Origin of the sequence: Aeromonas allosaccharophila, from assembly GCF_016026615.1 — a bacterium.
GTDB lineage: Bacteria > Pseudomonadota > Gammaproteobacteria > Enterobacterales > Aeromonadaceae > Aeromonas > Aeromonas allosaccharophila.
Map to the genome: position 1 here is coordinate 4,040,666 of NZ_CP065745.1, position 12,172 is coordinate 4,052,837.

At 63.4% G+C, this 12,172-nt stretch carries 9 protein-coding genes; 5 read left to right on the plus strand and 4 right to left on the minus strand.

Going from position 1 to position 12,172, the window contains the following annotated elements; all coding sequences use genetic code 11:
* Position 1: 1 nt before the first annotated feature.
* Positions 2 to 1,102: a cellulose synthase complex periplasmic endoglucanase BcsZ gene (gene bcsZ, locus I6G90_RS18530; protein WP_197928670.1), complete on the plus strand. Its 1,101-nt coding sequence runs from the start codon at positions 2 to 4 to the stop codon at positions 1,100 to 1,102.
* Positions 1,084 to 4,530, plus strand: coding sequence for a cellulose synthase complex outer membrane protein BcsC (gene bcsC, locus I6G90_RS18535; RefSeq protein WP_197928672.1), 3,447 nt, complete (start codon positions 1,084 to 1,086; stop codon positions 4,528 to 4,530). Before bcsZ ends, bcsC begins: the two co-directional genes overlap by 19 nt.
* Before the next feature lie 39 nt (positions 4,531 to 4,569).
* Here bcsC and I6G90_RS18540 read toward each other — a convergent pair whose 3' ends face one another.
* Positions 4,570 to 4,845: a metal/formaldehyde-sensitive transcriptional repressor gene (locus I6G90_RS18540; protein ID WP_042062999.1), complete on the minus strand. Its 276-nt coding sequence runs from the start codon at positions 4,843 to 4,845 to the stop codon at positions 4,570 to 4,572.
* 71 nt (positions 4,846 to 4,916) lie between these two features.
* On the opposite strand from I6G90_RS18540, the gene dmeF reads away from it, so the two are divergent.
* Complete coding sequence (dmeF, locus tag I6G90_RS18545; protein ID WP_197928674.1) at positions 4,917 to 5,879, plus strand: CDF family Co(II)/Ni(II) efflux transporter DmeF; 963 nt, start codon at positions 4,917 to 4,919, stop codon at positions 5,877 to 5,879.
* Between the two features lie 56 nt (positions 5,880 to 5,935).
* Here the strand turns inward: dmeF and I6G90_RS18550 are convergent, their stop codons facing one another.
* Positions 5,936 to 6,349, minus strand: coding sequence for a hypothetical protein (locus tag I6G90_RS18550; RefSeq protein ID WP_042658083.1), 414 nt, complete (start codon positions 6,347 to 6,349; stop codon positions 5,936 to 5,938).
* Positions 6,350 to 6,778: 429 nt separating this feature from the next.
* A complete protein-coding gene (locus tag I6G90_RS18555) occupies positions 6,779 to 9,223 on the minus strand; it encodes a zinc/cadmium/mercury/lead-transporting ATPase (protein ID WP_197928675.1) in 2,445 nt (814 codons plus the stop codon).
* Between the two features lie 186 nt (positions 9,224 to 9,409).
* On the opposite strand from I6G90_RS18555, the gene tpx reads away from it, so the two are divergent.
* Positions 9,410 to 9,910: a thiol peroxidase gene (gene tpx, locus I6G90_RS18560; protein ID WP_197928676.1), complete on the plus strand. Its 501-nt coding sequence runs from the start codon at positions 9,410 to 9,412 to the stop codon at positions 9,908 to 9,910.
* A 59-nt stretch (positions 9,911 to 9,969) separates the two neighbouring features.
* Here the strand turns inward: tpx and I6G90_RS18565 are convergent, their stop codons facing one another.
* The gene (locus tag I6G90_RS18565) at positions 9,970 to 10,797 is read right to left on the minus strand and encodes a type 2 periplasmic-binding domain-containing protein (RefSeq protein WP_197928677.1); all 828 of its coding nucleotides are present in this window, start codon (positions 10,795 to 10,797) and stop codon (positions 9,970 to 9,972) included.
* A gap of 144 nt (positions 10,798 to 10,941) precedes the next feature.
* Here I6G90_RS18565 and I6G90_RS18570 point away from each other — a divergent pair, with 144 nt between their 5' ends.
* Positions 10,942 to 12,171, plus strand: a complete 1,230-nt coding sequence (locus I6G90_RS18570; protein WP_197928678.1) for a DEAD/DEAH box helicase — start codon at positions 10,942 to 10,944, stop codon at positions 12,169 to 12,171.
* The last annotated feature ends 1 nt before the right edge of the window (position 12,172 follow it).

Genomic DNA, 12,172 nt, shown 5'->3' on the forward strand with positions numbered 1-12,172 from the left:
GATGAGAAGCAGTTTGCGTATCTGGGGTTGCCTGCTGTTGTGGGCCTGTTCGCTGCTGCCTGCCCGGGCGGGCTGTGACTGGCCCGAATGGGAGCAGTTCAAGCATCACTACATCAGCGAGGAGGGGCGGGTCATCGATCCTGCCGATGGCCGCCGCATCACCACCTCGGAGGGGCAGAGCTACGGCCTGTTCTTTGCGCTGGTCAACGATGATCGGGAAACGTTCGAGCAGTTGTTGCAGTGGACCGAGGTGCAGCTCGCCAGAGGGGATCTGACCGGTTTCCTGCCGGCCTGGCAGTGGGGGACGCGCAGTGATGGCAGCGTCGGTGTACTCGATGACAACAGCGCCGCCGATTCGGATCTCTGGATTGCCTACAGCCTGCTGGAGGCGGGGCGGCTTTGGCAAAACCATAGCTACCAGTCCATCGGCACCATGCTGCTGCGTCGCATTGCCCGTGAAGAGGTGGCCCGGCTGCCGGGCCTTGGCCCTGTGCTGTTGCCTGCTCCCCGTGGCTTTAGCGGGGAGGGGCGCTGGACCCTTAACCCGAGCTACCTGCCGCCGCAGTTGCTGGCCCGTTTTGCCGCCATGCAGGGGCCGTGGCAGGAGATGCGCACCCTGTTGCCTGCGCTGCTGATCGCCACCGCGCCCCATGGTTTTGCCCCTGACTGGATCGACTGGCAGCAGGAGTCTGGTTGGCAGGTGAGCGAAGCGAAAGGCAGCGTAGGCAGTTATGACGGGATCCGGGTCTACCTCTGGCTAGGCATGCTGAGCGAGGATGATCCGGCCAGAGAGGCGCTGGTGCGTCACTTCAACCCCATGCTGGCTGCACTGACCGAGCAGGGCGTGCCGGAACGGGTAGATACCCGGACCGGCGAGGTGCTGAGCCGTAGTGAGCATGGCTTTGCTGCCGCATTGCGACCTCTGGCCCGCGAGTTGCCGGGGGCAGCGCAACTGCCGCAGCAGCCGCTTATCCGGGGCGATGGCTACTACGCCAGTGTGCTGACCCTGTTTGGTCATGGCTGGGCGCAGGGGCGCTTCCGTTTCGCAGCCGATGGTACCCTGTTGCCGCGCTGGAGTGATGAATGCCAGCGCGCCCGTTGACCCTGACCTGGCTGCTGGTCAGCCTGCTGGGGAGCGCGCAGGCGAAGGAGGTGGTAGAACCGGTTGAGTGGCTGTTGTCCCAGATCCGGCTGGGTGAAGTGACCCATAACGAAGAGTTGCTCGGCAATTCACTCTATTCACTCTCCCTCATTGAGCCGCAACATCCCGAGTTGCTGGCCGCCCGGGCAAGGCTTGCTCTTGCCAGCGGCAAGCTGGAGGAGGCTGAGACGCTGCTGAATCAGCTTGGCAAGCTGATCCCTGACTCCTCCCTTTATCGTTTGAGCATGCTGAACCTGCGGATCAATGAGCCGGCGTCGAGAGCCCGGTTACAGCAGGCTCGCCAGCTGGCTAATGAAGGAGACCTTGAGGGGGCTCTGGCACGCTATCACGCTCTGTTTGGCGGGAATGAGGCGCCCAACCTTGAGCTGGCGGTGGAATATGCGGTGCTCAATGACCAGATCCCGGCTCGTCGTAGCGAGGCGCTGGTCATGATGCGGGCGCTGGAGCAGCGTTATCCGGGGCATGCCAGATTGCGTGCCACCCTGGCTCATCGTCTGCTCTCATCCGGCCCTCGTGACGAGGGGATGGCTCTGCTGCTCAAGATGGCGGCCAGTCATGCGACGCGCGACAGCGCGGCCAGGATCTGGCTGGCGGATATTCGCCGCATGCCGGTTGGCCCCGCCAGTCTGGCATCCTTGCAGCAGTTTATCGTCACCTTTGCGACCGACAGCCACAGTGACGAAGCCCAGACCCTGCTGGCGCAGCAGGAGGCGCTCTGGGCCTCTCCCGCATTTCGCCAGCGTCAGGCCACTTTGGCGCGAGCGGCAGACCAGCGCGCCCCCCTGGTTGAGTTGCAGCGACTGCACACGCGCTATCCGGAGGATCCCGAAGTGATGGGGGCGCTCGGGTTGGCCTATGCACGCCAACATCAGCGCGAGCAGGCCAACCGCCTGTTTGAACGGTTGTTGCGCCACCACGATCTCCCCCAGCGAGGTCGCTGGGAACGGCAGTGGGAGAGCAATCGTTACTGGCTGATCCTCGAACGGGCAAAACAGGCGCAGGCCAGCCAGCAGTGGGAGCAGGCCAGCACGCTCTATCGGCAAGTGATCGGGCTGGATGGCAACAGGCCGGAAGCCTGGTTGGGGCTGGGGGATTGCGAATTGGCGCGTCACCAGCACGGTGCCGCCGAGCAAGCCTATCTGCGGGCTCTGAACATAGCCCCCAAGAATGAACGTGCACGGCTGCGGCTGTTTGCGCTCTATCGGGATCAGGATCCTGAGCGGGCGCTGGCGCTGCTCTCCCCGGGGGGGTCTGCGGCATTGCAACAACAGGGAGCTCGCCTCAGGGCCGATCTGCTGGAGCGGGATGCTGCGGCGCTGGAGCAATCCGGCTATCGGGCACAGGCATTGAACAAACGCCATGCCGCACTGGCATTGACACCGGAGGATCCGTGGCGGCGTTATCGCACTGCTGTCGCCATGGCGGCGGCCAGCGATACCACTGCCGCCAGCGTGTTGTTGCAGAGTGCGCTGGCAGCCAATCCACAAGATAGTGATTTGCGCTATGCCACTGCGCTCTATCTCTCCGGGCAGGGGGCGCTATCCCGTGCCCGCAGGGTGCTGGCCGAGGTGCCCCCCCAACGCAGGAGCAGCCAGATGGTACAACTCGATAGCCGCTTGGCAAGGCGGGAGCTGATGGCAGAGGCCAGAGCACGCCATGACCATGGGGAGGTGGCGGCGGCCGAGCATCTGCTGATCCCCCTGCTGCCGGATGATTCGGTGGCGCTGACGCTGGCTGGCTGGGCTGCCGGTCGCGGTGACAGGTCGCAGGCCGAACACTACTATCGTGAGATCCTGAGCAGAGACGAGGATCATCAGGGGGCTCGCCTTGGCATGGCGGAACTGGCTATTGCGCAGGAAGACAAGGCCGGGAGCCGTCACTGGCTGCCTGTCTGGTCGCCCCGCGCTCCGGTCGGCGATGATTTCAACCATTACCGCCGGGTCGCCAATCTCTATCAGCAAGTGGGTGAGCCCGAGGTTGCCCGCGAAATCTTCACCGCTTATGCCCCCGCAGTGGCCGCTGGCACCCCTTCCCGCGAGAGTGCGCTGTTCTGGCGTGATGCGGCTCGCCAGCGTTTTGCCACTGGTGATACGCAGGGCGCGCTGGAGCTGGATCGCAAGGCGCTCACCGCCGCAGGACTGGCACCCGCTGAGCCGCTGGATGATGCGGCACTGACTGCCCGGGCGCTCAGTCGGGATCAGGATGACTGGCTGGTCGGCAGCGTGCGCCGTGACCTCGACCGCCACTATCGACAGAGCCAAACCTCGGTGTCGTTTGACAGTGACTACTGGGGGAGCAAGGGATCGGAGGGAACCTCGGATCTGAACGCCCTGACCCAGATGCTGCAGCTGGATACCCCTTTGGCCGGAGGTTCTCTGTTTGGCCGTATCGAACGGGTGGCGATGGATGCAGGATCCTTCCCTGATTCTCCTTATCGCGCCATTTTTGGTACCTGCAGTTCGCGCGATTGTTGGGGCAACGAGTCACAACAGGCGACGGGTCACACCCTGGCTGTTGGTTGGAAAGGGGAGCAGTGGCAGGCGGATCTCGGCACTACGCCGCTGGGATTCGAGGTGGTGGACTGGGTTGGCGGGGCGACTGTGCGCGGCAAGTGGCATGAGGTTGGCTGGCGTGCCACCCTGTCGCGGCGGCCGTTGAACAGCTCGCTGCTCTCCTATGGCGGGGCGGTGGATCCTGCGACCGGCATCCGTTGGGGGGGGATCCGGGCTAACGGCGTGCGCCTCAATCTGAGTCACGATCGGGGCGGCGCGCTGGGTCACTGGGGCAGCCTGCAACAACACCTGCTGACGGGCGAGAATGTGCCGGATAACTGGCGTACCCGCCTGATGGGGGGCAGCAACTACAAGCTAATTAACGAGGCCAACCGACGGGTGACCATAGGGGGGCGGGTCATGGCCTGGTACCATGAACAGGATTTGAGCGGTTACACCCTGGGGCGTGGCGGATATTACAGTCCGGAGCGTTATCTCTCGTTCGGTGTGCCAGTGCGATTCAGCCAGCGCAGTGGCGACTGGTCATGGGATCTGGGCGGGACGCTCGCCTGGTCCCGCTCTCACAGCGACGCGAGTCGCCGCTATCCTCTGCCCGGCCTGTTGCCCGATGGTTTGCCGGATCAGGATGCTACCGTGGCCGGTGGCGGCAGCAGTGGCATGGGTTATACCCTCAACGCGATGGTCGAGCACCGGTTGACCGATCACTGGCGCATCGGCGGTCGAGTTGATATCCAGCAGGCGGATGACTATGCCCCCAGCCATGCCACCCTGTTTTTGCGCTACACCTTCAAGCCGTGGCGGGGGGATCTCGATATGCCGCCACAGCCCCTGACACCCTACGGGGAGTTTGATTGACGAGACGCCCGGCATGTTGTCTGGCGTCTTTGCATTGCGCTACTTCAAATAGGAGCGTAGGACGCTGACCACCTGATCCAGATCCTCCAGCCGCTCGGCCGGGGTGGCATCGGGGGCGCCGAGATGTTCACGCATATGCCCCTCCAGCACCTCCAGCATCAGGCCGTTGACGGCGCCGCGGATGGCGGCAATCTGCTGCAAAATGGCGGCGCAGTCGCTCTCCTGCTCCAGCGCGCTCTCCAGCGCACCGGTCTGTCCCTTGATGCGGCGCACCCGTGTCAGCAGCTTCTTTTTGTCGTGAATGGTGTGGGACATAACGGATCCTCTCGATCAATAAAACTATACTGGGGTATAGTATATTGCATCATCGCTCTCAGGAGAAATCCATGTCATCCCTCGCTCAATCCCACTGCCATCAACCCGTCATTCACGAGGGCAATCCGCTGGCCGAACAGAAGACCCGCTGGGCCGTATTGCTGACCGTCATCATGATGGTGGCGGAGATCGGCGGCGGCTGGTTCTACAACTCCATGGCGCTGCTGGCGGATGGCTGGCACATGAGCTCCCACGTGTTGGCGCTCGGTCTCTCGGTGCTGGCCTATCGCGCCGCCCGCCACTTCGCTCGCGACCACAGATTCAGCTTCGGCACCTGGAAGATCGAGGTGCTGGGTGGCTTCACCAGTGCCCTGTTGCTGGTGGGGGTGGCCGGGTTGATGCTGTTCGAGTCGGTATTCCGGCTGCTCGATCCCAGCCCGATCCACTATCAACAGGCGATCGTCATCGCGCTGGTGGGGCTGCTGGTGAACCTCGCCTGTGCCTGGTTGCTCAAGGATGATCATGGCCATCACCACCACGGCCATGGGCATGACCACCATCATGATCATCACGACCACGCTCATCATCATGACCATGACGATCAGCGCGGCCATCAGGATCTCAACCTGCGCGCCGCCTATATTCACGTGTTGGCGGATGCAGCCACCTCGGTGCTGGCGATCCTGGCGCTGGTGGGGGGCATGTTGTGGGGGGCCGACTGGCTCGATCCGCTGATGGGCATAGTCGGTGCCGGACTGGTGGCGGTATGGGCCTGGGGTCTGCTGCGCGACTCCGGTCGGGTGCTGCTGGATGCCGAGATGGATACCCCGCTGGTGGCGGAGATCCGCGAGCTCATCGCCGAGCTGCCGGGCACCGATATCCGCGATCTGCACGTCTGGCGGGTAGGGCAGCAGCAGTATGCCTGCGTGCTCTCTTTGCTGATGGTCAATCCGCTGCCGGCGCAGCAGATCCGTGAGCGGCTGGCGATCCATGAAGAGCTGGTGCATGTGACCATCGAGATCGCCAGCGCATAGGATAAATAGCGGGGGCCGTTGGCTCCCTTGGTTTCAGTGCCGTTGGCTCCCAGATATCAGTGCGGTTGCCCGCTGATCTCCTCCTGGGGCTTGTGTTGCCACACTGCGCCGAGCAGCAGCTTGAGCAGCAGTCCGGGCGGGTTGTCCAGCAGCTTGCCCGACTCCAGCAGCAGCTGGCCATCGGCGCGAAACCCGAGGCTGGCATCGATGGTGCCATCCTCCGAGACCACCTGGATCAGGCCATGAAGGGCGGAGCGCTCACCGGGCTGACAGCGCAGCCGCAGTTCGCGGGGTTCCCCCAGCAGGGTGAAGGCGCGGCTCAGCGGGGGCGAGTCTTCATAATCGGGCCAGTTGAAGAAGTGATACTGCTCGGCCAGGGCGCCCGCCTGCTGGCAGAACTGGTCGAATAGCTGCCCGATCGCCTGATACTCCTGATCGAGTCGTTGTGCCTGCTCTTCAATCCGTTTCATTGTTTACTCCTTGTCTATCCACTTGATCAGACATTGCTTTTCTGACCCCGTGACTGCCGTTTTCCAGATATGAGGCCAAATGGTCGCGAGGTCTGTGAGCCGGATCGAAGTTTCAATCTGAAAACGTTATCTTGTTGAAACTGGATGGTTTTTTTGCCCTTCCGCTCACATTTGAATCGATTGCCGCTGATTAGAATTGCGCGCTTGAAATGGGAGCTGATATGCATTGAGCCCGGGGGATGGCTCGGCGTCCCCGGGTTGAATTCCACCTCGCCAAGGGTGGGATAACTCCGAGAGAGTAAGCAAAGCGCGACTGCCGACCGGCAGGCGCGCTTTTTCTTTGTCGGGTGCGTCGCTTGCATAGAAATAGAAAAGCCGTCCCGGTTGGAGACGGCTTCTGGGGGATAGGTATTGGCTACCTTGTCCGGATCAGCGTTTGCGCAGCAGTCGCAGGGCGTTGGCGGTGACCAAGGCGGTGGCGCCGGTATCGGCCAGCACCGCAATCCACAGGCCGGTAATGCCGAGCAGGCTGGTGACCAGGAAGATGGCCTTCAGCCCCAGCGCCAGCGCGATATTCTGGTGAATATTGGCCAGTGCCGCCCGCGACAGCCGGATCATGGCGGCAATACCGCCGAGCTGGTTGTGGGTCAGCGCCGCATCGGCGGTCTCCAGCGCCACATCGGTGCCGTCGCCCATGGCGATGCCGATACTGGCCCGCTTCATGGCGGGGGCATCGTTGATGCCATCACCGATCATCGCGACTTTCTGCGAGCTGGCGAGCTTGGCGATCTCTTCCACCTTGTTCTCCGGCAGCAGACCGGCGCGCCAGCCCATGCCCAGCTCGGTGGCGATCGCCTCGGCGGCGTTGGGGTTGTCACCGGTCAGCATGATGCTGTTGAGCCCGAGCCGGTTGAGCTCTTGCAGCGCGGCTGCCGCTTCCGGCCGGATCTGGTCGCGCAGCGCCAGCAGGGCAACCGGCAGCGCCTGGTCGCCGCTGCTCTGGCAGAGCACCACGACGGTCTTGCCCTGCCGCTCCAGCGAACCAATCCGGGTCTGCTGTTCCATATTCAGGGTCGCCACCCGGCTCGGTGCCAGCAGTTGCCACAGTTCATCGTCGATGCGGCCCTCAACCCCCATGCCTGGCAGGGCACGCAGGTCGCGGGCCTCCGCCAGAGTCAGTCTCTGCTCGGTCGCGCTGGCGACCACGGCGCGGGCCAGCGGGTGGTGGGAACCTTGCTCGATGGCAGCCGCCAGCGCCAGCAACTCGGCCTCCGGCTGGCCATTAAGGCTCACCAGTTCGGTCAGTTGTGGCTTGCCCAGCGTCAGGGTGCCGGTCTTGTCAAAGGCGACGGTATCGATATGGGCCAGCCGCTCCAGCGCTGCACCGCCCTTGATCAGCGCCCCCTGACGGGTAGCGGCGGCCAGCGCCGAGGTAACCGCTGCCGGGGTGGAGATAACCAGCGCGCAAGGGCAACCGATCAGCAGCAGCGCCAGTCCGCGATAGATCCACTCGTCCCAGCTCTGGCCGAAGGCGAGCGGCGGGACAATGACGACCAGCAGGGCGATCAGCATCATGGCCGGGGTGTACCAGCGGCTGAAGCGGTCGATAAAGCGCTCGATAGGGGCGCGCTGACTCTCGGCCTCTTCGATGAGGTGCAGAATGCGGTCGATGGCGTTGTTGCCGGGCTCGGAGACCACCTCAAGGCGCAACACCCGATCGGCGGCCAGACTGCCAGCAGGCACCTTGTCACCCTGACGGCGTTCCACCGGAATGGATTCGCCAGTCAGGGCGCTCTCGTCAAACGCACCGAGCTCATCGAGCAGGCGGGCGTCGGCGGGGAGGCGGGCACCCGGGGCGATTTCGATGATATCGCCGGGACGCAGCTGATCGGCAGCTACCTCTTCCCGCACCTCGCCCTCGGCAGTGGTACGGATGCGCAGCGCCTTGTCAGGCACCAGCGCCATCAGGGCGGTTACCCCGGCACGGGCGCGCCCGGCGGCGTAGGCCTCCAGATGTTCCCCCAGCATAAAGAGCAGCAGCACCATGGCCGCTTCGGCGGTTTCACCGAGGAACAGGGCGCCCAGCGCTGCCACCGTCATCAGGGTCTCGATGGCGAAGGGGGAGCCGCTTTTGGTCAGCGCCCACGCCTTGCGGGAGATAGGCCACAGACCCCACAGGGTCGCCAGGGTAAACAGCGGCTTACCGATTTCGCTCGGTAGCAGAGCTGCGACCAGCATCAGACCCGCCAGTGACAGGGGCTGCCAGTATTTGGCCAAAACGTTGCCGAGCTCCTTGCCAAACAGATTGCCCAACAGGGTCGGTTGTGAAGCTTGCTCGCGGCCAGCGCTTTCCCCCTTGAGCTGGAAACCGGCGGCCAGTACGGCGGCGGTGACGGGATCGGGGGAGAGGCCGGGGGCCAGATCCACAACCAGCTTCTCGGTGGCAAACAACACGCGCGCCTGCTGCACGCCGCTCACCCGGCTGACGGCGGTCTCGATCTTGCGAGCGCAGCTGGGGCAATCCATCCCCATGACTTGCCAGCTGTGGCGGCTGTTGCCTTGCTCTGGCGCAACCAGCGGGTCGGCAGGTGGCATATCGTGCTCGTGATCATGTTCATGATCGTGAGCCGGCGATAAGGGGGCACTGCAGCACGCTTTATCGTGGCAACCTCCTCGGGGAGGCTCATCATCCCCGGGGGATTCATTACCATCACGGGATGCGTGCTCATGAGGCGTCGTGGCTGAGCAGCCACTGACGGGCGTAGCGTTGTCGCAGCAGTGGCTATTGTGGTGATGTTCACTCTGGCCGGAGGCCGCCTTGCTGACGGCCTTGATGGGGGCGGCGTGCTGATGATTGCAGCAGGATTTGCTCATGATGAGTCCCTCTTGATGGATCCCGCCCCTGCGAGATCCCTGATTACTGAGGGGGAGTCTAAACCTTGGTGTTAAGTCCAAGGTCAACCCCTTTTATTCCCCTGATGTTGTCGGGTGTTTGTGAGGACGTGACAGGCTTATACTGGAGCACAGATTTTTACTACACCAATAAAAAGGACATAACACATGAGCAACACAGTCACTCTGCAAGGCAATCCGGTTTCCGTCGCGGGTCACTTCCCGGTCGCCGGTGAGCAAGCCAAGCCCTTCTCCCTGGTGGCCAAGGATCTCTCCGATGTGACCCTGGCAAGCTTTGCCGGTCAGCGCAAAATCCTGAACATCTTCCCGAGCGTCGATACCCCGACCTGCGCCACCTCAGTGCGCAAGTTCAACGAGCAGGCAAGCGCGCTGGAGAACACCGTTGTGCTGTGCATCTCCGCCGATCTGCCGTTCGCCCAGTCCCGCTTCTGCGGCGCTGAAGGTCTGGACAAGGTGGTGACCCTCTCCACCCTGCGTGGTGCGGCCTTCATGGAAGATTACGGCGTTGCCTTTTCCTCCGGCCCGCTGGTCGGGCTGACCGCTCGCGCCATCGTGGTGCTGGATGGTGACAACAAGGTGCTGCATAGCGAGCTGGTCGCCGAAGTGGCCGACGAGCCGAACTACGCCGCAGCGCTGGCCGTGCTGTAAGGCTGCAAGCAATAAAAAAATCCCGCTTCGGCGGGATTTTTTATGCGGGAATGGCCTGTTCAGGGCGTTGCGGGCGGGGTGGTCGCTGGCTCAGCCTTGGCGGGAGGAGATGGTTGCCACTCCACATAGGGGCGGTGGATCTTCTGGTAGATCTCGGCCAGTTTGCCGCTCGCTGCCAGCTGGTCGATGGCGTTGCGGAGAAATTCGTCCATCTCGTCACCCGCCGCCCCTTTCTGGATGATGAAGACATCTTCGAAATCACCGAAGAATTCGCGGCGGATATTGGTCAGCCCCAGATGCTTCAGCATCAGGTCGGCCTCCTCTTGCGCCCAGACAAAGGCGTCGATACGCCCACGGGAGAGCTTGCGCAGTGACTGTTCGATGCTCATCGAGCGCTGCACCGGGAAGGGCATATAGTCGGACACCGCTTCTATAAGCAGATCCCGTTTGGTGGGGATTATGCCGTAGGCCATATCTGTGGTAACCGGATGGGTGGTATTGCTGTAAATCACATGAGCCACCTTGCCGAAACTACGGGTGCTGAAGCGATAGGGCAGCATCTCGGCATCTTTGAGGTTGCGGATGGCGGGCAGGCCCAGGTCAGCCTTGCCGGCAATCACCCCCGCCATGGCGCGGGCGATGGGGTAGATGGTGATCTTGATGGTCACATCGGGGTAGAGATCATCGATGGCGTACACCAGATCGACGAAGGGGCCGGTCTTGTCGGCATTGATCAGCCCCGGCAGCTCGCCAAGGTGGGCATTGAGAACACGCACAGGTTTCGGTTGCTCTGTGCCCTTGTCGCTCGCCGTCGTTTGCGACAGACCGAGCGTCGCGCTGCCGAGCAGGGCTGCCACGAGCAGCAGGAGGGGGAGGTGTCTGGTCATGGCGGGTCTCTCTTGGCAAGGTGTCAGGTGAAGTGTAGTCAGCCTGCCGCCCGCACCGTGCGGTCGGCCCATGGTGGATAGGGTTTTACTTCTCTCCCCCCGCTCACTAGACTTCGCCTCCCACTTCTTTGTTGACGTAGCGCCATGACCTTTAGCGAACTAGCCCTCCATCCCGCCCTGTTGGCCTCTTTACCCGCCACCTTGCAGACGCCGACCCGCATCCAGCAGCTGGCTATTCCGGCGGCACTGGCGGGGCAGGATCTGCTGGCGCTGGCCCAGACCGGCAGCGGCAAGACGCTGGCGTTTGGCTTGCCACTGCTACAGCGGCTGGATCCTGCGTCCAGCCAAGTGCAGGGGCTGGTGCTGGTGCCGACCCGCGAGCTGGCGATCCAGGTCACTGCCGCGCTAAAAGAGGGCGCCGAGGCGTTGGGGCTGCGCATCGTTACTCTCTGTGGCGGTGTGCCTCAGGAGCGGCAACAGGCCGAGCTGGCGCAGGGACCACAGCTGCTGGTGGCGACGCCGGGGCGGCTGCGGGATCTGCTGACCCAGCAACTGCTGGGTCTGGATGGCCTGCAATTGCTGGTGTTGGATGAGGCGGATCGTCTGCTGGAGATGGGGTTTGCTCCCGACATCAAGGCGCTGCTCGGTTTTATTCCGGCGGATCGCCAGACCCTGCTCTTCTCTGCCACCCTGCCTGCCGAGCTGGAGGCACTGGCCAACGGCCTGCTGCGCGAGCCCACCCGTATCGAGGCCAACCCCCTCAACAGTGTGGTGAACGAGATCGAAGAGCGGCTCTATCTGGTCAACAAGAGTAGCAAGGTGCCGGCGCTCATCAGCTTGCTCAAGGATCAGGCGTGGCCGCAGGTGCTGGTCTTTATCAGTGCGCGGGATGATGCCGACGGGGTTGCCAGAAAGCTGGCCAAGGCGGGCATTGCGGTGGCCGCCCTCCATGGCGAGAAGGAGCAGGCGGTGCGCGAGCAGGCGCTCAATGATTTCAAGGAGGGTCAGGTGCGTGTGCTGGTCGCCACCGACCTGATGGCGCGCGGCATTCATGTGGAGGCGCTGCCGGTGGTGATCAATCTGGATTTGCCCGCCAGCGCCCCTGTCTATGTACACCGCATTGGCCGGACCGCCCGGGCTGGCCGTGAAGGGCTGGCCATCTCGCTGGTCTGCCATGGCGAAAGCGACATGCTGCAAGCCATTCGTACCCTGACCGGCCGCGAGCTGCCGCTGGGGGATCTGGCCGGATTCCCGGTCACCGACCAGCCCGCCAGCGGGGAGGGCAAGCGCCCGGCCCGCGACAAGCAAGCCAATCGGCGCACGCAGGCCAAGCGCAGCGTCAAGGCGTTCAAAGGCAAGGCGCCACGCGGCTGAG